Origin of the sequence: Vreelandella andesensis, assembly GCF_003989795.1 — a bacterium.
In the GTDB taxonomy this organism is placed as follows: Bacteria; Pseudomonadota; Gammaproteobacteria; order Pseudomonadales; family Halomonadaceae; genus Vreelandella; species Vreelandella andesensis.
The window spans coordinates 123,038-146,291 of sequence record NZ_RZHG01000018.1; the positions used below are offsets into that span (position 1 = coordinate 123,038).

The 23,254-nt window shown below is 54.8% G+C and carries 24 protein-coding genes and 1 tRNA gene; 11 read left to right on the forward strand and 14 right to left on the reverse strand.

Annotated features, from left to right (window positions below; all coding sequences use genetic code 11):
• Positions 1 to 4: 4 nt before the first annotated feature.
• The 3 genes from ELY33_RS08645 to ELY33_RS08655 are packed head-to-tail and all read right to left on the reverse strand — an operon-like array spanning position 5 to position 2,426.
• Positions 5 to 1,369 (reverse strand): sensor histidine kinase, encoded by a 1,365-nt coding sequence (locus ELY33_RS08645; RefSeq protein ID WP_126946805.1) that lies wholly within the window; start codon positions 1,367 to 1,369, stop codon positions 5 to 7.
• Positions 1,366 to 2,040: a winged helix-turn-helix domain-containing protein gene (locus tag ELY33_RS08650; RefSeq protein ID WP_126946808.1), complete on the reverse strand. Its 675-nt coding sequence runs from the start codon at positions 2,038 to 2,040 to the stop codon at positions 1,366 to 1,368. Before ELY33_RS08650 ends, ELY33_RS08645 begins: the two co-directional genes overlap by 4 nt.
• 11 nt (positions 2,041 to 2,051) lie before the next feature.
• The gene (locus tag ELY33_RS08655) at positions 2,052 to 2,426 is read right to left on the reverse strand and encodes a PepSY domain-containing protein (RefSeq protein ID WP_126947250.1); all 375 of its coding nucleotides are present in this window, start codon (positions 2,424 to 2,426) and stop codon (positions 2,052 to 2,054) included.
• Positions 2,427 to 2,561: 135 nt separating this feature from the next.
• Between ELY33_RS08655 and ELY33_RS08660 the strand changes: the two genes are divergently transcribed.
• Both ELY33_RS08660 and ELY33_RS08665 read left to right on the forward strand, forming a co-directional pair.
• Entirely contained in the window at positions 2,562 to 3,041 is a 480-nt protein-coding gene (locus ELY33_RS08660) for a PepSY domain-containing protein (RefSeq protein WP_126946811.1), read from the forward strand.
• Positions 3,042 to 3,249: 208 nt separating this feature from the next.
• The gene (locus ELY33_RS08665) at positions 3,250 to 4,251 is read left to right on the forward strand and encodes a DUF1853 family protein (RefSeq protein WP_244208588.1); all 1,002 of its coding nucleotides are present in this window, start codon (positions 3,250 to 3,252) and stop codon (positions 4,249 to 4,251) included.
• 15 nt (positions 4,252 to 4,266) lie between these two features.
• Here the strand turns inward: ELY33_RS08665 and proB are convergent, their stop codons facing one another.
• From proB to rplU, 4 genes are all read right to left on the reverse strand, one after another.
• Complete coding sequence (proB, locus tag ELY33_RS08670) at positions 4,267 to 5,427, reverse strand: glutamate 5-kinase (RefSeq protein WP_244208593.1); 1,161 nt, start codon at positions 5,425 to 5,427, stop codon at positions 4,267 to 4,269.
• Positions 5,428 to 5,488: 61 nt separating this feature from the next.
• The gene (gene cgtA, locus ELY33_RS08675) at positions 5,489 to 6,679 is read right to left on the reverse strand and encodes an Obg family GTPase CgtA (protein ID WP_126946817.1); all 1,191 of its coding nucleotides are present in this window, start codon (positions 6,677 to 6,679) and stop codon (positions 5,489 to 5,491) included.
• 141 nt (positions 6,680 to 6,820) lie between these two features.
• Positions 6,821 to 7,078: a 50S ribosomal protein L27 gene (rpmA, locus tag ELY33_RS08680; protein WP_009097313.1), complete on the reverse strand. Its 258-nt coding sequence runs from the start codon at positions 7,076 to 7,078 to the stop codon at positions 6,821 to 6,823.
• 30 nt (positions 7,079 to 7,108) lie between these two features.
• On the reverse strand, positions 7,109 to 7,420 hold the full coding sequence (rplU, locus tag ELY33_RS08685; protein WP_030071396.1) for a 50S ribosomal protein L21: 312 nt from the start codon (positions 7,418 to 7,420) through the stop codon (positions 7,109 to 7,111).
• A 286-nt stretch (positions 7,421 to 7,706) separates the two neighbouring features.
• Here rplU and ispB point away from each other — a divergent pair, with 286 nt between their 5' ends.
• The 3 genes from ispB to ELY33_RS08700 all read left to right on the forward strand — a co-directional run bounded on the left by ispB (position 7,707) and on the right by ELY33_RS08700 (position 10,014).
• Positions 7,707 to 8,711, forward strand: a complete 1,005-nt coding sequence (gene ispB, locus ELY33_RS08690) for an octaprenyl diphosphate synthase (protein ID WP_126946820.1) — start codon at positions 7,707 to 7,709, stop codon at positions 8,709 to 8,711.
• A gap of 111 nt (positions 8,712 to 8,822) precedes the next feature.
• Positions 8,823 to 8,899 (forward strand) — tRNA-Pro (locus tag ELY33_RS08695).
• Between the two features lie 206 nt (positions 8,900 to 9,105).
• A complete protein-coding gene (locus ELY33_RS08700) occupies positions 9,106 to 10,014 on the forward strand; it encodes a homocysteine S-methyltransferase family protein (RefSeq protein ID WP_126946823.1) in 909 nt (302 codons plus the stop codon).
• A 456-nt stretch (positions 10,015 to 10,470) separates the two neighbouring features.
• On the opposite strand, the gene ELY33_RS08705 is transcribed toward ELY33_RS08700, so the two are convergent.
• From ELY33_RS08705 to ELY33_RS08730, 6 genes are all read right to left on the reverse strand, one after another.
• On the reverse strand, positions 10,471 to 11,253 hold the full coding sequence (locus tag ELY33_RS08705) for a sulfite exporter TauE/SafE family protein (protein WP_126946826.1): 783 nt from the start codon (positions 11,251 to 11,253) through the stop codon (positions 10,471 to 10,473).
• Positions 11,254 to 11,269: 16 nt separating this feature from the next.
• Positions 11,270 to 13,573 carry an ATP-dependent DNA helicase gene (locus ELY33_RS08710; protein ID WP_126946829.1) on the reverse strand — a complete coding sequence of 768 codons (2,304 nt, stop codon included), beginning with the start codon at positions 13,571 to 13,573 and terminating at the stop codon, positions 11,270 to 11,272.
• Positions 13,570 to 15,270, reverse strand: coding sequence for a VRR-NUC domain-containing protein (locus ELY33_RS08715; protein WP_126946832.1), 1,701 nt, complete (start codon positions 15,268 to 15,270; stop codon positions 13,570 to 13,572). Before ELY33_RS08715 ends, ELY33_RS08710 begins: the two co-directional genes overlap by 4 nt.
• Positions 15,271 to 15,302: 32 nt before the next feature.
• Complete coding sequence (locus ELY33_RS08720; RefSeq protein WP_126946835.1) at positions 15,303 to 15,647, reverse strand: hypothetical protein; 345 nt, start codon at positions 15,645 to 15,647, stop codon at positions 15,303 to 15,305.
• 291 nt (positions 15,648 to 15,938) lie between these two features.
• Positions 15,939 to 16,208: a GIY-YIG nuclease family protein gene (locus tag ELY33_RS08725; RefSeq protein WP_126946838.1), complete on the reverse strand. Its 270-nt coding sequence runs from the start codon at positions 16,206 to 16,208 to the stop codon at positions 15,939 to 15,941.
• Positions 16,201 to 16,674, reverse strand: coding sequence for a YchJ family protein (locus ELY33_RS08730; RefSeq protein WP_126946841.1), 474 nt, complete (start codon positions 16,672 to 16,674; stop codon positions 16,201 to 16,203). The genes ELY33_RS08725 and ELY33_RS08730 overlap by 8 nt, the downstream gene beginning before the upstream one ends.
• A 154-nt stretch (positions 16,675 to 16,828) precedes the next feature.
• Here ELY33_RS08730 and ELY33_RS08735 point away from each other — a divergent pair, with 154 nt between their 5' ends.
• On the forward strand, positions 16,829 to 17,140 hold the full coding sequence (locus tag ELY33_RS08735) for a hypothetical protein (protein WP_126946844.1): 312 nt from the start codon (positions 16,829 to 16,831) through the stop codon (positions 17,138 to 17,140).
• A 125-nt stretch (positions 17,141 to 17,265) separates the two neighbouring features.
• Here the strand turns inward: ELY33_RS08735 and argE are convergent, their stop codons facing one another.
• Positions 17,266 to 18,435, reverse strand: coding sequence for an acetylornithine deacetylase (gene argE / locus ELY33_RS08740; RefSeq protein ID WP_126946847.1), 1,170 nt, complete (start codon positions 18,433 to 18,435; stop codon positions 17,266 to 17,268).
• A gap of 216 nt (positions 18,436 to 18,651) precedes the next feature.
• Here argE and ugpB point away from each other — a divergent pair, with 216 nt between their 5' ends.
• The 5 genes from ugpB (at position 18,652) to ELY33_RS17860 (ending at position 23,247) form a co-directional block, all read left to right on the forward strand.
• Complete coding sequence (gene ugpB / locus ELY33_RS08745) at positions 18,652 to 19,977, forward strand: sn-glycerol-3-phosphate ABC transporter substrate-binding protein UgpB (protein WP_126946850.1); 1,326 nt, start codon at positions 18,652 to 18,654, stop codon at positions 19,975 to 19,977.
• Between the two features lie 100 nt (positions 19,978 to 20,077).
• Positions 20,078 to 20,962 (forward strand): sn-glycerol-3-phosphate ABC transporter permease UgpA, encoded by an 885-nt coding sequence (gene ugpA, locus ELY33_RS08750; RefSeq protein WP_126946853.1) that lies wholly within the window; start codon positions 20,078 to 20,080, stop codon positions 20,960 to 20,962.
• A 31-nt stretch (positions 20,963 to 20,993) separates the two neighbouring features.
• Positions 20,994 to 21,836 carry a sn-glycerol-3-phosphate ABC transporter permease UgpE gene (gene ugpE, locus ELY33_RS08755; RefSeq protein ID WP_126946856.1) on the forward strand — a complete coding sequence of 281 codons (843 nt, stop codon included), beginning with the start codon at positions 20,994 to 20,996 and terminating at the stop codon, positions 21,834 to 21,836.
• A 2-nt stretch (positions 21,837 to 21,838) separates the two neighbouring features.
• Complete coding sequence (locus ELY33_RS08760) at positions 21,839 to 22,891, forward strand: sn-glycerol-3-phosphate import ATP-binding protein UgpC (RefSeq protein WP_126946859.1); 1,053 nt, start codon at positions 21,839 to 21,841, stop codon at positions 22,889 to 22,891.
• A gap of 215 nt (positions 22,892 to 23,106) precedes the next feature.
• On the forward strand, positions 23,107 to 23,247 hold the full coding sequence (locus ELY33_RS17860) for a hypothetical protein (protein ID WP_167470067.1): 141 nt from the start codon (positions 23,107 to 23,109) through the stop codon (positions 23,245 to 23,247).
• Positions 23,248 to 23,254: the final 7 nt, after the last annotated feature.

The following is a 23,254-nucleotide window of genomic DNA, read 5'->3' on the forward strand; positions in this document are numbered from 1 at the left end:
AGTACTACCTAGCAACTACAGGCAATTCAACCATCACGTCTAATCCACCCGTCTGGGCACGTTGCAAATTCATCTGGCCCTGATAAAGCGCGACAAGATCCGTCACGATGGCTAAACCAAGCCCACTCCCAGAGCGTTGTTCATCGAGGCGCTTACCCCGCTGTATGGCGGCTTGGCACTCCTGCGCAGTCATACCTGGGCCATCATCGCTCACCCGCAGCAACAGCCGTTGGCCATCGGCTTGCAAACTAATGCTTACCTCGGCTGTCGCCCAGCGAAGTGCATTATCCAGTAGATTGCCAACGATTTCCTGAAGATCCTGACCATCCATATGAACGCGCACGCTACTTTCTACGTTTTGTTGCAGGCGAATATGACGACGCTGACCCAGGCGCGTAAGCCCCGCAATCAACGCCGCCAGCGTCTCCTGCACGGCAATGGGGGCGAAGCGCGCGCCCTCTCCAGCAGCGGACGCCCGAGCTAGGTGGTGGCGCACCGCGTTATCGATCCGCGAAAGCTCAACCTCCCAATGAGCACGGCTTTCGCTGGGCAATTGCTTAACCAGTAGCCGCATGACACTCAGCGGGGTTTTTAGCGCATGGGCAAGATTACCTGCGGTATGGCGACCGCGGTCAATTATACGCTGGTCACGGGCAAGCACGGCGTTCATTGATTCCGCCAGCGTGGCTAGTTCATCTGGCAGAAGGGTGTCGAGCTTGTCAACTTTCCCTTGCTCAACATCACGAAGGTTCACATTCATGCGCCGCAGCGGTGCTAGCCCCCAGCGCACTTGCAGCGCCAGTACGCCTAACAGCAGCACACCCAGGCCCATTAGCCCCAGCCATAATGTCTGCTGAAACTGCTGGATATCTTCTCGCAGCGCATCATCTCGGGCGGCCACGCTAACATGCAGCGGTGTCTCCAGTGGAGCAAGATAAATATCGCGCTCGACAATCCGCAACTGCTGGCCTCTCGGGCCTGTTAATGTGCGTGCGGATACGTTTTTATCATCGATAACCGGTAGGCGCTGATCCCACAACGAGCGGGACGTCGCCGTAAGGTGATCGTAGTTGGTGACTTGCCAATACCAGCCGGAATAAACCTGATCAAAACGCGGGTCACCCAGTGATCGTTCGTAACTTATCTGCTGGGCGATAGGGTCATAAGTAACGCCCGCAATGATCACGTTTAGCGTTGTCTCCAAGCGTTCATCGAAGGCAAGAATGGCTGACGTACGATAATGATGGGTGAGTAGCCAACCCGCCAGTGGCAACGCGAGTAACACCATTAACAGTGCCGCCAGCAGAAGGCGCAACCTAATTGAGCGGGTCGCCCAACGCTTAGCCCAGCGGGTCATAACTGGCTTCATGCGTCGGAAGGCTCTTCAGCGAGTAACCGATACCCTTGACCACGCAGCGTAGCAATCCGCCACGCCCCTAATTTACGCCGCAGCCGACTCACTTGAACATCAATCACGTTGGAGTCGGGTTCATGATCACGGTCATAAACATGTTCAGAGAGTTCGCTGCGGCTAACCACCCGGGGAGCAGCATGCATTAAGTAACTAAGCAGACGCGTTTCCTGAACGGTGATGCTCACCGGCCTGCCCGCCAACGTGACATGCTGGGTATGAGTATCCAGGCTTAACTCACCCACCTTCAGGATTGGATGGGCATGGCCATGGCTACGACGCACCAAAGCGCGCAGGCGAAACATGACTCCGGCGGGCTCAAAGGGTTTCGTCACATAGTCATCGGCCCCTGCGGTGAAGCCCGCCGCTTTATCGGCCCAGCGCTCGCGTGCAGTTAAAATCAATACCGGTAGATCAATACCGTCTTCTCGCCAAGCGGAGAGCCAACGCGTGCCTTCACCATCGGGTAGCCCCACATCGAGGATTACTGTGTCGTAGACTTCTGTGCGCACCAGAAAATCTGCTTCCTGACCATTTTCAGCGTGCTCTACCAGCCAATCACCCTCCCGTAGCGCTTGAATTAGCTCGCGGGCGAGCGCCTGATCGTCTTCTACCAGTAAACACTTCATGAATAGCTGCCTTATTGGCGGCGCATCTCATTAATACGCACACCTTCTATTTTCATTAACTGTCCGGTATGGCCATCAAACTCAAACTCAACCACTTGATTCTGAGCACCCAGCAGTTTGATTTCATACTCCACGTGGCCATCCTCACGCTCTATCTCTACTTCCAATACCTCGCCGATATAATTAGCCTCAAGCCAATCCAGAATAGACTCTAAAGACACGACTTCGCCCCGCCGCACTTCACTGTGCAACGCTTCCCAGGGCTGATCACCAATGGCACTACCGGCCAGGGCAATAGCAAGCACCGCTACAGCAACGCTCATAGGCACCGTCTTACGCAAGCGCATCCGCTTTAGGCGCTGCCAATAACGTGAAGTGGTTAGCATGAAGGGCATATTTTTCATCTTACTAGGATGCCAAAAACAACATGAACGTTAGATGAACAGCTTTGTCAGCTTACGGAAAGAACCACGATGTTATAAGTGTGTTGTTACATTCAATACACCAAGAAGGAATTTGCGATGAACGCTATGAAAAAAATGCTACTGATCCCGACCTCAGCGTTACTGTTTGCCGCTGCTGCGGGTAGCGCCCAAGCCGATGATTATGTCGCGATTGATCGCATTGACGACATTCTGACCCATGCGTCTAATTATGGCTTCACTCATTACGAAGAAATTAAAGTGGAAAGCCGTGGGCGCACGGAAGTAGAAGGCTGGCTTGACGACGAGTGGTACGCTGACATTGAGTTTTCGGTCGATAACGGTGAAAACCTCAAGGAAGAACGCAAGCGGTTGATTACTGGTGCCTGGGGCATGAGTGAAGACGACGTTCGCCAAGCACTCAACGCGGCGCAGACAGAAGGTATGGCCGAGTTTGAAGAGATTGAGATTGATAAAACCGGCATGATTAATATTGAAGGCCGCGATGAAAATGGCCGTGAATTGGAAATCAGCCTACGCCAAGGCTCGTTTCAAGTAAGCGACGTTGAGCGCGACTAAACGGATAGCAAACCCCAGCATTAACCGACGCTAACGATCATGCGAGCCACTGTAAGGTCCGCTTTTTTGGCATTTCGTATTGCTCGACACGACACATAAGCCACGTAAGTTATGTTTTTCATTGGCTCAGTGGGACATTGCTAACAACGCGCTGTAATGTGGTAGGCATCATTAATAGCCGTTAATTATGTACCGCTAGGAGATGCCTTTGACGCGTTCCTCCACTGCAGAAGGCGTAAGCGACCGTTTAGCGCACACGGTACTGCGTGATCTTGCGTGGTTACTAGCCACCCCCGATTTGGTTGAACTACCGGGGCCTAATGCCTATCCAGGCAGGCCCACACGCCTAGAACTTGGCCTAGTAGAGGCTGTTGACGACTGGTTGGCGACACTTTCGCCACTGGTGAATGCGCTAGACGGCAAACTGGCGACGCGCATGGGGCACTACCATGAGCGACTGTGGCACCTGATGCTAGATAACGCGCCCAACACGCGTCTACTGGCCAAGAACCTGCGCATTACCCAGCGTCGCAATACCCTGGGCGAGCTAGATATGCTCTATCGAACGCGAGACAACCCCAACCCTGTTCATTTGGAAGTCGCCATAAAGTTCTACCTTGGGTTACCAGAAGGGCCTGGAGATGCCACTTGCCAAAGCCGCTGGATTGGCCCTGGCGGGCTAGACAGCCTAGCGCTGAAATGCAGCCATCTGCGTTACCATCAGTTACCGATTTCAAGCACCGCCACCGCACAAGCGATCATTGCCCACTGGCTATCTCCTAGAGACATCGGCCCAACCCCACGCCCCCATCAGCCATTGACGCAACGCCTAGCCATGCCAGGCGTGCTGTTTTATCCCTGGCACACGGCTATGCCGCCGCCCATAGGGGCGACGGCCGACCATCGGCGCGGCAAGTGGTGTCATTTGAGGAATTGGCCGCAGCTCGCAGCCCAACGAAGCGAGGCGCTAAAAATGGTCTGGCTTGAAAAGCCTCATTGGCTAGCACCGCCGCCATTAGATACGTTTTACTCTGCCAGGGAACGCATGGCAGACGTGATGCCGCTTATTCATCGCTATGGGCCGCAGCAGGTGATGCTGTACGACCCAAAGGAAAAAGTGCTCGCAGGGGGAAAACCACTTGAGCGACTTATCATCGTGCCCGATGACTGGCCTCGCCAAGTGCCGCTACCACCCCGCCCTCGCGGTTAAGCAGCCTGCTCGCCATTAGACAACCACCAAGTTATCGCGATGGATCAACTCGTGAGCTTCTACGTAACCCAGAATTGCTTCAATCTGGTGGCTCGGCTGACCCGCTAACTGCCGGGCTTCATCAGCACCGTAGTTGACCAATCCTTTGGCTACGCGTGCGCCTTGTTCATCCACACACAGCACCATGTCGCCGCGCTTAAAGCTGCCCTGCACGTCGCGCACGCCCACCGCTAGCAAGCTGGAGCCTTTGCCTCGCAGTACATTCACAGCCCCGGCATCCAACACCAAGGTGCCACGCACCTGCAACTGACCCGCTAGCCAGCGTTTGCGAGCAGCGATAGGAGCTTGATCAGGCCATAATAAGGTGCCCAACGACTCGCCCGCCATGACGCGGGAAATAACCTCCGGCTGGCGACCACTGGCAATTACCGTGACTGCCCCAGAACGGGCAGCCAACTGTGCAGCGCGTATTTTGGTGCTCATACCGCCGCGCCCCAAGGCCCCCCCACTGCCTGCAACAGCGGCTAAGCGTGGGTCGTCGGCACGGCCTTCCGCGATCAGCTTAGCATTGGGGTCGTGGCGAGGGTCGGCGTCAAACAGCCCCTCTTGATCGGTAAGCAGCAGCAGTGCGTCGGCTTCTAACAAGTTAGCGACCAGCGCACCGAGGGTGTCGTTATCACCAAAGCGAATCTCGTCGGTGACCACGGTATCGTTTTCGTTGATCACCGGCACCACGCGCATCTCAACCAAAGTACGCAACGCCGACAACGCATTGAGATAGCGCTTACGGTTAGAAAGGTCATCGTGGGTAAGCAGAATCTGAGCCGTCAACATCCCATGGCGAGCGAAATGCTGCTCGTAGCACTGGGTAAGACCATTCTGGCCTACCGCTGCAGCAGCTTGAAGCTCATGAACAGCACTGGGGCGCGCTTGCCACCCCAGCCGCACCATGCCTGCCGCTACCGCACCAGAAGATACCAGCACGACCTCTTTGCCCTGCTGATGCAACGTAGCAATTTGGTCGACCCAGCCACCGATGGCCGCCTCATCCAAGCCACGACCATCATTGGTGAGCAGCGCGCTACCAATTTTAACCACCACCCGGCGGGCGCTGCTTAACGCCTCGCGGCCAGGCAACTGCTCATTGCTTTCCACGTCGCGACTCTCCCAAGCCATTCCGCTCACGCGATTGATTCCGCTAACCCTGCTGACGCTTCCCGCTCGAACGACCAATCAGTTACGGGGCGTACTCAACTTCGACATCGTAATCATCATCGTCAAAGTCGTCGTCATCTTCATCGTCATCGCGCTTACGGCGACGACCAAGACGCGCTTCGGTACGGGCCACCGACTCCTCTTCCATGCGACGGCGCATTTCCTGCTCGCGGGCATGGGCTTCTTCATCTTCATTTTCCAGGCGCTGCTGCTCGTTCAGCCAGCGATACGCCGCCTGCACCAGTTTGTCGGTGCCATCACTGCTAATGGCCGAAATGCGGAACACCGGGCCTTCCCAGTTAAGCGCTTGGATAATCGCCTGGGCGCGGGCTTCGCGATCCTCTTCGGGCAACAGGTCAAACTTATTCAGCACCAGCCAACGCGGCCGTTCAGAAAGCGCTGGCGAGAACTGGCCTAGCTCGTGAATAATCGCCTGGGCCGCTTCCACTGGATCCGACTCATCGAACGGTGCCACATCCACCACGTGAAACAGTAGACGTGTACGGGTCAGGTGCTTCAAGAAACGTAGCCCCAAGCCCGCGCCATCAGACGCACCTTCAATTAGCCCTGGCACATCGGCCATCACAAAATGCTCATGCATACCCAACTTCACAACACCCAAGTTAGGCACCAAGGTAGTGAACGGATAGTTCGCCACTTTAGGTTTGGCCGCCGAGACCGAACGGATCAGCGTGGACTTGCCCGCATTCGGCATGCCTAGCAAGCCGACATCAGCCATTACCTTCATTTCCAGGCGCAGGTTGCGGCGGTCGCCTTCGGTGCCCGGGGTGGTGCGGCGAGGCGCACGGTTGGTAGAGGATTTAAAGTGAATATTCCCCAACCCACGGCGACCCCCTTGGCCCACCAGTACGACCTGACCGATATCGGTGACATCGGCGATCACCTCAAGGGTATCCTCATCGATCACCGTGGTACCCACCGGCACTTTTACATGCAGGTCTTCACCCGCTTTACCGCTCATCTGGCGGCCCATGCCGCCCTGGCCATTTTCAGCTTTATAAAAACGTTGGAACTTGAAGTCAATCAAGGTATTCAGCGAATCGTCACCAATCAAGTAGACGCTGCCACCATGGCCACCATCGCCACCATCGGGGCCACCTTTGGGCACATATTTTTCGCGGCGAAAGCTCAGACAGCCATTGCCGCCTTTACCTGCCTCAACAATAATCGAGGCTTCATCGACGAACTGCATTGGATTCTCCCGGCCGCTTCCGCCGCCCTAACTGCAATATCCCGCCCGTTAATAACCGGCAAAAGGGATCGAAAAGACAAAAAAGCCCCGCCATGGCGGGGCTTTTATTTCGTCATCTTCGTCCTGCGCAACAACGGTTGCTTAGGCAGAAACGATGCTAACGAATTTGCGGTTGTTCGGACCCTTGGTCTCAAACTTCACGAAGCCGTCGTTCAGAGCGAACAGCGTGTGATCACGGCCCAGGCCAACGCCAGTGCCTGCGTGGAAACGAGTACCACGCTGACGAACGATGATGCTACCCGCGCTGGCTGCTTGGCCACCGAAGAGTTTCACACCTAAGCGTTTGGACTCAGAATCGCGACCGTTACGCGTGGAGCCGGCTGCCTTTTTATGTGCCATTGCAAAATCCTCCTTAAGGGAATCGACTGCTTACGCAGAAATTCCGGTAATTTTGACTTCAGTGAACCACTGACGGTGGCCCTGACGCTTCATGTGATGCTTCCGGCGACGGAACTTGATAATAGTTACTTTATCGCCACGGCCGTGGGAAACTATTTCAGCGGACACTTTGGCACCGCTTACTAAAGGTGCGCCAACGTTGACGTCATCGCCGTCTGCAACCAACAGCACTTCATCAAACTCGATCGTTTCGCCGGTAGCGACTTCGATTTTTTCGAGCTTAAGGGTTTGACCTTCTTGAACGCGGTACTGTTTGCCACCGCTTTTAATAACTGCGTACATGTCGCTCTCCGGACTTGTCGTTAATGCCGATTACGCCCCGCGTAACCAACGCTCATCGCCTTCCGCTCTTATCGACCTGCTGCGAGTGGCGCCCCTTTTGGCAGCCATCTGACAGGGAGCATGATGAGTGGGTCGCGAATTATAGCGACTATCGTTGTTCACCACAAGACTACAGGGCACTGTCAATCATACGCTGCACCACGAACGTCTACCGCTACCTTGACGCCTCACAGGCAGCCCCATAGCATGACCCTTCTAATATCACCCGCCGCGATGAACGGAACCCATGACAGCCAACGTCTCTCAAACCCCGCCTGCCAGCCCAACGCCTTCACCGCTGCACGCCGTGGTGGCCGATGACTTTGACGCCGTAAACCGCACCATTGTCGCGCAGCTGAACTCCAAGGTACCGCTGGTAGAGACCATCGGCCAATATATTATTGAAAGCGGCGGCAAACGCCTGCGCCCATTACTCGTGCTGCTGGCTGCTCGCTCGCTGGGCTATAAGGGCGATAAGCACATCAGCCTGGCCACGCTGATCGAATTTATGCACACCTCAACATTGTTGCACGACGACGTGGTCGACGAATCGCACATGCGGCGTGGCAAAAAAACCGCCAACGATGCCTGGGGCAACGCACCGTCTGTGCTGGTGGGCGACTTCCTTTATTCGCGCTCGTTTCAAATGATGGTGGACGTAGGATCGATGCGTATTATGGCGATCCTATCCGGCGCAACCTGCGTGATTGCCGAAGGCGAAGTACTGCAGCTAACCAACATCGGCAACCCTAGCATTTCTGAAGCGGATTACTTTGACACCATTCTGGGTAAAACAGCGATGCTGTTTGAAGCCGCCTCCCACAGCGGTGCTGTGCTTGCCGACGCCTCCCCTGAGCAAGAGCGCGCATTGCAGTATTACGGCCGCTACTTAGGCCTCGCTTTCCAGCTGATTGATGACCTGCTGGACTATCAAGGCGACGCCGAGGCCATGGGCAAAAATGTCGGCGACGACCTGGCGGAAGGCAAGCCTACTCTACCGCTAATTCACGCCATGGAACGCGGCACGCCTGAACAAGCCAAGCTTATCCGCCAAGTGATTCGCAAGGGCGGGCTGGAACAGCTTGATGAGGTGCTTGAAATTATCAACGCCACCGGCGCGCTAGAATACACTCGCGCACGCGCCCATGAGATGGCCGATAAAGCCCTGGCCGAACTGAACGCCCTGCCACCCAGCCCCTACCGCGATAGTATGGCGAACATCGCTCGGTTAGCGGTTGATCGCAAAGCATAATTCTGCGCGACAAAGCCGCCCAGCGCGTAAAAAGGGGCTTGAAAAACCCCCTTTGCCTGCGTATTATTTGCTCCGTTGTTAAACACTGCTTCACGCTGCTTTAACAACGTTCGGAATATAGCTCAGCTTGGTAGAGCGCTGCCTTCGGGAGGCAGAGGTCGTAGGTTCGAATCCTGCTATTCCGACCAAGAATACTATTAAAAACGGCCACTTAGCTAATACAGCAAGTGGCCGTTTTTTTGGCCAAAAGCATAGATAGATAGCGCTTAAAAATAGTGCTTAAAAATAGCGCTTAGCATAAACGGGTTTGAGATGGTGGTCATTAAAACCTAGTATCGTTAGGCGTGGTACCAGCGACCCAGTAGCACTAAACCGATGAAAGGGGCATGCGTAGATGAGCGCTAAAGAACGCCAGATAATCCTGCTCGATGGTGGCATGGGACAGGAGCTGCGCAAACGCAGCCGCTATCCTGCCTCGGCCTTATGGTCGGCGCAGGTCATGCTCGATGAGCCGCACCTGGTCACCGCTGCTCACCGCGACTTCATAGAGGCCGGGGCAGACATCATCACGCTCAATAACTATAGCGCCACCCCGCAACGGTTAGCCCGCGATGGCGACCCAGCGCTATTCGCCACCCTGCATCAGGCAGCGCTGGCAGCCGCCATGCAGGCACGTGATGACAGTGGCCGAGACGTGCTGATTGCTGGCTGCTTACCACCACTGGTAGCCAGCTATCATTATGAGGTTGTCCCTGACGACGCCACCTGCCTCGGCAGCTATCGCCAGTTGGTGGAGGTGCAGTCTGGGGTAGACTTGTTCATCTGTGAAACCATGTCGCTAACCCGCGAGGCGTTAGCAGCTACGCGTGCCGCAGTGGAAAGCGACATGCGTGTGTGGGTGGCCTTCACCGCAGACGATGGCGATGGTACTCGCTTACGCTCGGGAGAATCTTTGGTTGAGGCTGCTCGGGCGGTGACCGCTGCTGGCGCGGAAAAGATACTGGTGAATTGCTCGGTGCCGGAAGCCGTGACCACGGCCATGGGCGTGCTTGCAGCCGAAGAGGTTGCCTTCGGTGGCTTCGCTAATGGGTTTACCTCTATCGCGGCGCTTCAGCCAGGGGGCACCGTAGATACATTAACGGCGCGAGAGGATCTTGGCCCGCAGGCGTATGCTGATTACGCGCTTCAGTGGGTGGAACAAGGCGCGACGGTGGTTGGCGGCTGCTGTGAAGTTGGCCCTGCCCATATTGCGGCCATTGCCACGCGTTTAATGAATGCTGGCTACACGCTGGCAACCCACTAGGGGGCTAGCCCCCACCAGCGGGGCAGCAATGCGCGCACCTTGGGCTGGGCAAAGCGTATGTTAATGCGCACTTTCAGCGCTGCGTTAACGTCGTTAAATGGCGGTAAGTCTAGGGTGGCAATAAACCGAGGTGTTTCATTGGAGTGGCATCTGAGCTACCCCTAACGTTCAGAGCCCTTCTGAAGGCCGTTAATTCGGTTGCGCCCACTTCGTTTAGCTTCTTAGAGTGCATCGTCGGCGTCTTTAAGCAGCGATGAGAAACTAACTTTCCAAATTTACAATTTCCCGGCTGGCAAAGCCCATGCTGAGGGTAACCAGACCAGAGCCAGTCGCTGGGTGTGGGATAGCATTGCAAGGAAACTGCTGCTGACGATGCTATTTATCTGGAGCTTTGCGGGGAGCTTGGGCTTTTTTATCGATCGGGTGGGCTTGCAGTTAAGCTCCCGCGAACCATAGCTACCCGGGTGGATGAATCAACCCCACCACGCTGACTAGAATCAGCACCGCCCCCAGCACGCGGAAGAACAGCCCAGTGTCCGCTTTTAGCATGTAGCGATGGGCTTTTTCGCCAAGCAAATGGCCGATAAATGCGCAGGGTAACAACCATAGTTGATGAATTAGCTGGAGGTCGACGCCAGCGATGATGAACGACACCATCTTGATCACCACCAGGATAAACCACAGCACGAACATCGTATCGCGCAACTGCTCTTTGGCGACGTGGGTAGCGAATACCGCGACAATCAGCGGCGCGCCAATCAGCGAAGTGCCACTGACATAGCCACCGAGGGCAAGAAGCACGACATCAACGTATTTGTTGTTACTTCTAAACGGCTTATTCAGCACGTAGCCAATGGCATAAATGATCACAATGCCGAAAATGATGTTGGTCATGATCTGCGTAGGCAGCGTTAACAGCCCAACCACCCCGATCAGCTTGGGCACGATCATGATTTTCAAGGCTTTGGTTAAATAGCCCCAATCGATATTACTTTCTGGGGATTCGCTCCCCACACCCGCTTTCTGTACTTGGCGATGGCCGTTCCAGGCAATCCAGCTGGAAAAAATCAGCAGATGAATGGCCACAATCGGCAGGAAGACCAGCGGCTCGTTCACCACTAGCAGTAGAAAAGGCAGCGCCAGCACGGCACCACCAAAGCCAAGGCTAGTGCGGACAAAACCGCTCCAGGCAAAAATAAGCCCGATGAGAAGATACTGGTACCAGAGTAAATCCGTCATTGCTCGTGTATGGCCCTTAAGAAGTTGAGTGGTTGCCTAGCCCCCACCAGCGGGGCAGCAATGCGCGCACCTTTGGCTGGGCAAAACGATCATCCATTAATATCACAACCCCTTTATCCTCGGGGGTGCGAATCACCCTTCCAGCGGCTTGCACCACTTTGATCATTCCGGGTATCTGGTAGGTGTAATCGTCACCCTGGCCAAAGCGGGTGTTCATGCGCGCTTTTAGCGCTTCGTTAACGTCGTTAAACGGCGGCAAGCCTAAGGTGGCGATAAACGCACCGATTAAGCGTTCGCCGGGAAGATCAATTCCTTCGGCAAAAGCCCCGCCCAGTACTGCAAAGCCGATTCCCTTACCGCCTGGGGTAAAACGCGCCAGAAAAGCGTCGCGCTCGGCTTCCTGCATACCACGGGTTTGGGCAAACGTCGGTACATCAGGATGTGCGTGCTGGAACTGCGTCATCACCTGTTCCAGGTAAGCAAAGCTGCTAAAAAACGCCAAATAGTGGCCAGGTTGACGCTGATACTGATCGACCAGAGTGCTCACAATAGGCACTATAGAGGCCTCACGGTGATGAAAACGCGTAGAAATATCGGCTCGAATGCGCACGTCCAACTGACGGGCGGCAAACGGTGAGGCGACTTCCCGCCACACGCTGTTTTCCGGCAACCCTAGTAAATCGCGGTAGTAGTGAAACGGGGTTAGCGTGGCTGAAAACAAAACGGCGCTGTGCGCCGCTTTGAAGCGCGACGCTAGAAAATCTGCTGGAATAATATTGCGCAGCCCAAGTACTGCGTCACCTCGGCCATAAATGGCAAGATCACACAGTGAGTGATCACCAAATCGCTCCGCCAACCGGCAGAAGGCCAGTGTTTCAAACAACAGCTCTTGAAGCTCAACGCTTGAGGCGTCGGGATGCTCAACCAAATAATCGGTGATTGCGCCAGCCAACGTTTGCAACGCGGCCACCAGCTTGCTGGGCAGCGCATCAAGCAAATGGTAACGCTGCGACGCAACCGCGTCGGTGGTCACTTCCTTGGTTAGCGCCTGCCACTGCCTGCCGACTCGGGCTAACGGTTTAGCCAGTGCGGCAGGTGAGCGGCGCCGCAGGCGGCTCAAGCGCTGCTGGGAAAGCTCGGCACTGTACATACCCCGCGCTCGTTCAACTAAGTTGTGCGCCTCATCTACCAGCAAACCTACCCGCCAGTCGTTGGCTTTGGCCAAGCCATGCAACAGCGCATGGCTATCAAACCAGTGATTTACATCGCCCACCACCACATCGGCCCAGCGGGCTAGCTCTTGGCCCAGATAATACGGGCACACTTGGTGGTCAAGCGCCACCTCACGCAGTCCGTCGCGGTCAAGCCAGCGCCGTGCCACGGCGGCTTGGCGAGCAGCGGGCAAGCGATCATAAAAACCGGCCGCTAACGGGCAAGCATCGCCTTGGCAGGCAGTACCTGGGTATTCACAGGCTTTTTGCCTGGCTACCAGCTCCAACACGCGCAGCGGCACCGCGGGTGACGACGAAGCGGGAGAAGGTGAAATAGGGATAGAAAGACGAGCCAGCGCATCCAGCGCCAAGCGGCGACCGGGCGTTTTCATGGTCAGAAAGGCCACCTTATCTAGCTGTTGACGAGGCATTGCTGAGAGCATCGGAAACAGCGTGCCAAGGGTTTTGCCAATGCCAGTAGGCGCTTGAGCCAATAAGCACCGCCCAGTGCTGGCCGCTTTGTACACATCTTCGGCCAGCGCCCGCTGGCCAGCGCGAAAGTCCGGGTAGGGAAACGTGAGCGACGCTAGCCACTCATCGCGCCGCTGCCGATGGGCAGACTCTTGCTCCGCCCAGGCCAAAAAACGCTGGCACTGATCAGCAAAAAACGCCTGCAGGTCGGCTGCGCTAGCCTCTTGGGTAAGCAGCGTTTCCTGTCCGCTGGTAATCTCCAGATACACTAACACCAACGTAACCCGCTCAAGGCGACGTTCGGCGCACAGCAGCGCGCCGTATATTTTCACCTGCGCCCAGTGCAGCGCGCGCTGATTGGCCGCCATGCGATCTAGATTGCCACGATAGGTTTTGACTTCTTCCACACGGCTGGCGCTAGGATCAAAGCCATCAGCGCGACCCACCACGCGAAGCCCCTGATGTTCACCTGAAAGCGGCAGTTCGGCCAGATAATCTTCGCCTCGGCGGCTAGCCACTAACACATGGCCTTCGATGCCTTCCTGAGCGCTGGGTGCTGGTGTAAAGCGATGGTCAAGGTCGCCTTCCCGTGCGGTGAAATCGCACAGCGTGCGAACCGCTACCCGGTAACGACTCATTCGACTCCTTCTGATTGCCAGCGCACATGGCACACCTCAACGGGCATGCCGTGGCGGCAAAAGAAATCGATCCAGCGGCGCTGGTTATCTTGCAGGCGATCCCCCGGCCCTTTCACTTCTATCATTCGATAGCGTGGCTTGTCGGGTGGGGCAGCTGGTATCAGCTGGATCAGGTCCGGCAGACCCGCACGGTTATGCTTAAGGTCATTGAGCAGCCGCTTAAAACAGGCACGTAAATGGGCAGGCGGCAAACACTTAAGCGCAATCATTAACAGCTCTTCACTGACGATTCCCCAGTGAACAAATGGCGATGCGATGCCCTGTTTGGCGTGCCACATGCTAAGTATCGTCTCCTGATAGCGGCCATCATCCAGCTGCGCTAGGCAGGCATCGATATCAGCTTGGCGCTGGAGAACAAAATCCTCTCGGTATAAATCCGCTGGCCCGCTGTGAAACGGATGGAAAAATGCCCCTGGCAGCGGTTTAAAAATAGCCGGCCAAAACAGCAAACCAAACAGCCCGGTCAGCAGGCTATTTTCAACGTAATACACCGGTGCATCAGGGGTTGCCAACCGTTCAGCAACGGCGCGTTCCACTGGCTGTGGGCCTGGCAAGTGAAGCACATAGGTAAGCACCTGGGCCGCTTGTTTATCAGGCCCAGCAGAGTGCCCAACGTTGTGGTTTAACTTGCGCGCCAACCGCGGCAACAAGCGCATAAGGGCTTGAAGTTCGCCCTCGTTTGGCTGCCTGCCCAGCGCGCTAATCGTGAGTTCATAGGCGTCTGAATAACGGCCCAAGCGCTCTAATACGCGCAGTCTGCGAATACGCGCATCGCTGCTGTTGGCGGCGGCGTAAAGCGTTAAGGCAAGCTCTGCATCACCACCGCTCTCGGCTTCCCGCCCCATGGTAAGCAACAGCCGTGCCCGTCGAGAGGCTAACCAACGGTTGCTGGAAGCAGGTGGCATCTCGACGGAAAGCGCTTGCGGCGGCTCACCGTCGTCCAAGCGTTCGCGCAATCGGTGAAGCGTTAAGTAAGTAGTTACTTCATCGCGGCATTGGAACGCGCGCGATTCTGCAGTCAGCGGTACTTGTTCAAAGCGCTGCAAGCCCAACTCGGCCAACACGAACTCTGCCCAATCCTGGCGTAGGTTGCCGAAAAACATCAGCCGTAGGCGGTCGCAAAGCGCCATCACCGTTAGCCGCACAATCTGGGTTGTCGCCGCTGGCCACCACTGTTGAAGGGGCGCGGACGTTTGCAGCAGCTCTTCCAATGCCGCTTGAAGCGCGGCTTTAGTGCTGTTGAGTGCTAGGCCTGCGTTGGTGATTTCACCTGCCAACGCTTGGCGCAGTTCACTCAGTCGCAATAAGCGAAATAGCTCGCGACTGCTTAACAACGGGGCACATTCTACCCAACCAAGCGCTACCAGCGGCGCCAAAGCCTGCTCAACATCTCCGATTTCCGCATACGCCAGTTTGTCTAGCCGAAACAGCTCTCCTTTGCGCATCACCATGCGCACTAATAATGCTTGGGAGGCTTGGGGTAGCGTCTTAAAATAGCCAATAGCATCGCGCTCGGCAGCATTTAACAGACCGTGGTGGCGAGAATCTACCCACGACAATACGTAACGAAAATTCGTCAAGTAGTAGAAAGGGTCATCTAAGGAGGCGGTCGCTGATACGACAGGAGCACTGTTCATTCATCCATTGTAACAGTGCTTGATGGAGCAGGTTAACCCACACGATGGTGATAGAGCACATCCAACGCGTCGTCATCGCTCACTGATGATAGCTTTGATTGGGCGGCAGATTTGCGGCCGCCCACCAACACAAACCATTCCGCTTCTGTCAGGTAGTACTGGCACCAGCGGCCTAAGTCGGCAGCCACATCATCGCGAATGCGTTCACCGCTACGAAAAGCGTGGGCGAGATGCAGCAAATCTTGGCGAGCGGTGCGGGCACGGGCATTGCCGCCGTGCACTTTGGAAAGTGGACAGCGTCTATCATAGGCCGCGTTGGTCAATGCATTTAACCAACGCTCCAATTCATGCGCCTGAATACCGCCGTAAACTGCCACACTGCACTCCATGCTGAATGGTAATTAAAATTTAATGAGCTTTGCCCATAAACACTTGCTAAAAAAGGCGCTAGATTGCCCGATTTTGAGATTGTTGTCATCTAATCATCGTGCTGCTAACACTGCCCCTGATCAAACACTTGAAAGGTACACCACATTGACACCAATATCCTCCACGGCATAGCCCTTTTCCATTAAAAATAAACAAGGCAGCCCCACGTCGGCCAAACGCTTGCCTAAAGCAATAGTGTCATCGTGCTGAAAAATAACGTCACCATAGTGACGCCTATCTTATAACGTATAAGACCATTGATTAGCCCATTCACGCTTTCGGCTGGGCGTTTGACGCTTCAGCGCGTATTCAGCGCGGCTGGCTGCGGCGCGGTCTGCGAAAGGTTGCGCGCCGAGCAGTGCCTGCGGCGGGTTCGCTCGGGTATAGCGTGCGCCTTTACCGTTGCAGTGCGCTTGGTAACGTTTTGTTAGGTTATTGGTAATACCCACATAGGTGCCGCGTTTGCACTCGAGTAAATATAGGTACCACTGAGTGTCAGAGCTACTCACCGCAACAACTCTTTAGTTTTCGGCCGCTGCCACATAGGCAGCGCTCGTTTCGGCGTGGCTTGAGCCGCTCAATGGTCGGCACGCCATCCACATACCACCAGCGCCCCTCTTCAAACACGAACCGCGAGTTTTCTTCCAGCACATGCCAGCGGGCTTGTTCACGAAAATAAGCTAAAAAATGTACCGTGCCCTGCCCCTCTTTTGCCGGCGGTGCCGCCACAATCGTGAGTGATTTCCACTGGGTGGCTGGGTCGAGCAATAGCTGCGCTGGGCGCGTTGAAACATGCCAAGTGGCGAGTAAGTAATCACTCACATTCAAGGTAAATGCCGAATAACGTGAGCGCATTAGTGCTTCTGGCGTAGGCGCCGCTGCACCTTGGTGATAAGGCTGGCAACACGCCGTGTATGCCGCACTGCTGTCGCAAGGGCAGTTGGCTAACGTTGAGACTGGCGTTGAAAGCGTCATATAGAAGGCTCTGTATTCTTTGGTTTATCGATTTGGTATACATTTTGTTTCGGTATTGGCACAGAGTTAGGTATAGTAACAGAGCTACATCATCAGACAGACGGAGTACGACACACGATCGATCATTCTTTCCAAACGCAGTGGAGGTTCTCCTATGAAGGTTTACAAACCCGAATGGCAGTGCACGTTTAGCGTAAACGAAGGCGCGGTAGAATCATCAACCTGGAAAGAGCGAATCGCGTGGCGGCTTAGACAAATCGCTGACCGGATGGAAGGCGGTGGCCGTACGGTAAAAATCGACTGCAACGTCTCTCCGCAAATTAGCCGAGACGAAGTTGATACCTGTTTGGGGAAAGGGTTTGAAGTGACCCAGCGGCTGCTAACCCAGCTTGCCCGCCAACAGGCCTGCGAAGATGTGATGCGCCATGCGAAAGCAGAGCTATATGAAGAGCAACACCAGCATTAATCGTACTAAGTATCTAAGAAACGTTTTATAAGAACACCCGCCCGTTTAACTATTGGCGGGTGTTTTTTATTGCGGGCTATACGTTTATTAAGCCCATGTCGTTATTAAGTGCAAATTAACAGCTTTCAACTCGAAAAGGGTGTTTCTAGTGCCTTTCCTAACCGTTGCATAAACGCTGTGCATTCATGCAACTGAGCCGTGTCGATATACTCATCGGGTTGATGCGCCTGGGCGATACTGCCTGGCCCTAAAATAATGGTTTGCAGCCCCTGCCCTTGGAACTGCCCAGCCTCGGTGGCATAAGCAACGGCATGTTGGCAGCAACTGCTGGGCAAATGGTCTTTGGCCAAGCGTAGTACCTGATCGTTATCTTGGTCGGCCAGCCCTGGTACCGTTACGTTTAACGGCTCTGTGACTATTTCTAGCGTTTTACCTTTTGCGGTTAGCTCTTTGCTAAGCTGTTCGCAATATGCTTCAAAGCGCGCATATATTTCGGCAAATGACTCCGTTGGCAGGTGGCGAATTTCCCATTCGAACTGGCACTCACGCGCCGTAATATTGATCGCTGTGCCGCCCTTTATTTTGCCAACATGAAGGCTGGTGTGAGGCACATTAAAAGCCTCGTCGACCCGTCCCTCTTCCACCAATGCCGCCATCGTGTCTTCAATAAACGTGACTAGCCTTGCCGCGACGTGAATGGCAGAGGTGCCCTGATTCACCTGACTGCTGTGGGCCTCGCGGCCAATCACCGTGGTACGCAAATTAGTCGCGCCTTTTTGCGCGACCACCGGCTGCATACTAGTAGGCTCGCCAACGATTACGTGTGCCGTGGCTGAATAGTGTTCATAAAAACGTTTAATCAGGCTTGGCGCGCCTACACAGCCGATCTCTTCGTCGTAAGAAAACCCGAAATAGATGGGCTGCTTAAGTGGCGCATTGGCCCAATCAGGCACTATGGCTAACGCACAGGCAATAAAGCCTTTCATATCGCAAGTGCCACGCCCGTAAAGGCGGCCATCGCTACCATCACGAAGGGTGAATGGGTCGCTCGACCATGGCTGACCTGCCACCGGCACCACGTCGGTATGCCCGGAAAGCATGACACCGCCAGGGGCGTCAGGGCCTATTCGGGCAATCAGGTTGGCCTTGGTGCCACACGGGCTCATCACCCGCTCTGAAGCAACTCCATAATCGGCTAAGTAGCGCTCTACAAACTCAATTAAGGCTAAGTTCGATTCACTTGAAGTGGTATCGAACGCTACTAGCTTCGCCAGCAAGGTGGTCACGTCAATCATACGGCTCTCGTTAGTTAATCGCTTACTATCACCCTATCTCAGTTAACCCTATCACCGCCATTCGCCTTTTCCTACTCAGCAGGCTTGCTGGTCGCTAAACGTTGACTGTCATGTCGAGTTCATCGTGCATTCATGAAAACGTCATCTACACTTTTTACTGTTCAGTGCACCCAACAACTCAATAAACGTACTGCGCACGACCCACAAGGAGCCGTTATGCCTCGTTTCACATTGCACGCGCTTGCCCTAGGGGTGGCGACCGCCACGTTTAGCCTTTCTGCCCATTCCGCGACCGAAGTAACGTGGTGGCACGCCATGGGAGGCCAGCTTGGTGAAATACTTGAAGAAATGACGGAGGAATTTAACGCCTCCCAGGATGATTACCGCGTAACGCCTAGCTATCGCGGCAATTATACCGAAACGATGACCGGTGCCATTGCGGCGTTCCGTGCAGGCGAACAGCCTCACATTCTACAGGTATTTGAAGTCGGTACGGGCACCATGATGAATGCTGATGGTGCCATTTATCCGGTATACCAGCTCATGGAAGATCATGGCCGGGCGTTTGATCGCGACGCTTTCCTGCCAGCGGTGGTTGGTTATTACACTGATACTAACGGCAACATGTTGTCGTTTCCGTTCAACTCCTCTACGCCGATTATGTATTACAACCGTGACGTGTTTGAGGAGGCAGGTTTAGACCCTGAGCAGCCGCCGCAAACCTGGAACGAAGTCGCGGAGTACGCTACTCAAATTACCGAATCGGGTGCCGCCAACTGCGGCTTCACCACCTCGTGGCCAAGCTGGGTGATGCTGGAAAACTTCTCGGCCATGCATAACATGCCGCTAGGCACGTTAGAAAATGGTTTTGGCGGCATAGAAACAGAGTTCAACTTCAATAATGAGCTGGTCGCCCGCCATTGGGATAACTTAAAAATCTGGCAGGATGCCGACGCCTTTAATTGGGGTGGCCCTGGCTCCGGCCCAGACTCTGAACCGCTGTTCTATTCACAAGAGTGTGCGATTTTCTTTGGCTCTTCTGCCTCTCGTGCGGATGTCGCTGCTAATTCCGACTTTGAAGTCGGTTTTGGCATGCAGCCCTACTATGACGACGTAGACGGTGCACCACAGAACTCCATCATTGGCGGCGCTACCCTGTGGGCGCTACAAGGCCACACCGATGACGAGTATGAAGCCGTTTCAGCTTTCTTCGAGTACCTCTCGCAACCTGACGTACAGGCTGAGTGGCACCAGCAAACCGGTTACCTGCCAATCACTCAAGCAGCATGGGACTTGAGCGAAGAACAGGGCTACTACGATGAGAATCCAGGTGCCGACATTTCTCTGAAGCAGATGACGCTCAACGAGCCGACGGAGAATTCGAAGGGCTTGCGGTTTGGTAACTTTGTACAGATTCGCGACATCATCTCCGAAGAGATGGAAGCCGTGATGACCGGTGCTAAATCTGGCCAAGAAGCTGCCGATTCAGCGGTTGAACGTGGAAACATGTTGCTACGCGACTTCCAATCCGCCAACCAGTAAGTATGCACCCGCTCCGCCGCCTGCCCCCTGGGCAGGCGGCGAACCTGTTTTTAAGTGCCCAGCTTATTGGTGCCGTTTATAGACGCAGGACACGTCGCCTATGCAAACCAAACGTATGACCTTTCCAGGGCGCTTTCTGCCCTACGCCCTGCTGGCTCCTCAGGTCATTGTCACACTGATTTTCTTTATCTGGCCTGCTGGCCAGGCGCTTTACCAATCATTGCTGCGGGAAGATGCCTTTGGGCTACGCACCACGTTTGTGGGCTTGGAAAACTTTGCGCGTCTCTTTCGTGATGGCGCCTATCTTAACTCGCTCTCTGTAACGGTGGTGTTTGCGGTAGGTACCACGCTACTTTCCATGTCGGTTGCGCTGCTGCTAGCCAGTACGGTTAACCGCATGATCCGTTCACGAAGCACCTATACCACACTGCTGGTATGGCCCTATGCGATAGCCCCCGCCATTGCCGGTGTACTGTGGTGGTTTATCTTCAATCCCTCGATTGGCATTGTGCCCTACATACTGGATATGGTCGGCTACCGGTGGAACCACCGCACCTCGGGTGCGGACGCCATGACGCTGGTGATTCTTGCCGCCGCTTGGAAACAAATTTCCTACAACTTCCTATTTTTCCTCGCGGGTCTCCAATCGATCCCTCAGTCGCTTATCGAAGCGGCCGCGATTGATGGTGCGAGCCCCATGAAGCGTTTTTGGACCATCGTTTTTCCACTACTCACCCCAACGACGTTCTTTTTGATGGTGGTTAACGTGGTCTACGCCATGTTTGACACCTTCGGCATTATTCACGCGACCACTCAGGGCGGCCCTGCCCAGGCCACTAACACGCTGGTCTACAAAGTCTACGCCGATGGTTTCGTGGGTTTGAACTTAGGCTCTTCCGCCGCTCAGTCGGTGATTTTAATGGCCATTGTGGTCGCACTAACGGTCGTTCAGTTCCGCTTTATCGAGCGCCGAGTGAATTACTAACTTTGATGGCTAATTGTTTGGGAGACCTTTCATGGTTGAAAACCGACCTTGGGCAAACTTTTTTGCCCACCTGACGTTGATGATTGGCGTCGCCGTGGTGGTATTCCCGGTGTATGTGGCGCTGGTGGCGTCCACTCAGGCGCCAGGGGATTTGCTGCGCGGCACGCTACCGATGCTGCCTGGTGCCCACGGCATCGAAAACTTTACGCGCATGTGGCAATCCGGCGTTTCCAACGCTGGCGCGCCGCCAGCGGGCATGATGCTGTGGAATAGCTTTGTCATGGCCATGGCGATTACCGTAGGAAAACTTTCTATTTCACTGCTGTCAGCGTTTGCGATTGTTTACTTCCGATTTCGTTTTCGGATGTTCTTCTTCTGGCTGATTTTCATCACGCTAATGCTGCCCGTCGAAGTCCGTATTATTCCGACGTTTCAGGTCGTCGCAGACCTCAATATGTTGAACAGCTTTGCGGGGCTTTCAATACCGCTGATTGCCTCGGCAACGGCGACGTTCTTATTTCGTCAGTTCTTTATGACGATACCGGAAGAGATGTTGGAAGCAGCCCGAGTCGATGGTGCAGGCCCGCTAAAGTTCTTTAAAGACATTCTGATGCCGCTGTCAGTCACCAATATCGCAGCACTGTTTGTGATCATGTTTATTTATGGCTGGAACCAATACCTGTGGCCACTGCTGATCACCACCGATCCTGACTACTACACCATCGTGATGGGTATTCAGCGTATGACCTCAGAAGAGAACCCCCAGTGGCACCTGATTATGGCCGCCGTGGTAATGGCTGCCCTACCGCCGGTACTGGTGATTCTGTTTATGCAACGCCTGTTTGTAAAAGGCCTGACCGAGACGGAGAAATAACGATGGCCAGCATTACCCTGGAAGGGCTGAAAAAAACCTATGCAGGCAACGTCGCGGCGGTCAAAGGAATCGACCTACAGATTGAGGACGGCGAATTTGTGGTACTCGTCGGGCCATCCGGCTGCGGTAAATCGACCCTGCTGCGGATGGTCGCCGGGCTTGAAACCATCACCGAAGGCACGCTAAAAATTGGCGACCGCGTGGTGAATCAGCTGGAACCCGCCGAGCGCGATATCGCCATGGTATTCCAGAACTACGCGCTTTATCCGCACATGACCGTCTATAAAAACCTCGCTTATGGCTTAAAGAATCGCGGTTTCAAAAAAGACGATATCGATAAGCGCGTTCGCCTAGCGGCCAAGATGCTGGAAATCGAAGACTTTCTGGAGCGCAAACCCCGCAAGCTTTCCGGCGGCCAGCGCCAACGGGTAGCGATGGGCCGTGCGCTGGTGCGCGAACCGTCAGCATTCTTGTTCGATGAACCGCTTTCCAACCTGGACGCCAAGCTGCGCGTGCAAATGCGTGTTGAGATTAAACAGCTGCAACGCCGCCTAAAAACGACCAGCCTGTACGTCACCCACGACCAACTTGAGGCCATGACGCTAGGCGACCGTTTAGTGGTACTAAACGCCGGGCAAATTGAGCAGGTGGGCACACCGATGGAGATTTACGCCCGACCGGCCACAATGTTCGTTGCGGAGTTTATTGGTTCCCCAGCGATGAATATGCTGCCGCTGGACTACCTGCACACTCAAGGCAGTAGCGTGCTGGAACACCTTCCCGAAGGCACTGACACTCTCGGCATTCGCCCAGACGATATGCGCCTAACCGCACCCGATGCACCGCACTTGGCTATCGATGCCACGCTAATGCTCTTTGAGGCGGCAGGCGCGGAAAGTCACCTTTACGTCAATCTTGCTGGCAGTGAACAACCCACGGTGATTCGCACCTCAGGCCAGCCGTCCGTTCGTGAAGGTGAAATGCTACGTTTTTATGTAACACGCGATGCGCTGCATCCGTTTAATAGCGCCACGAGAAAGCGTACCGGTGGTTAAGACGGTGACCTAAAACACGTGATGCATTAGGCGGGTAGCGCTTGCTGCCCGCCCTGTCATGCGCACTTATAGCGCTCTCTTCTTTAAGCATAACGACGTTCATGTGCATAACGACGTTCATGTGCATAACGATGTCCATCTTCATAGCCACGTTCATATTGATGTCATCGTTCATCGTTAGCGTGCCATAAAGGCCCAATAACACGGTGACCATAATGGCGAATCAACCACGCAAGCCGCTGAGCGATGAAGAAATCACCTATTTAGTGGAACTGGCTAACGGCAATGCATTAGCCAAGCAGCGTCGTCGAGAAAAAAAACGCCAAGCGACGGCGGCGAAGAAACCGTTAGACTGAACACGCT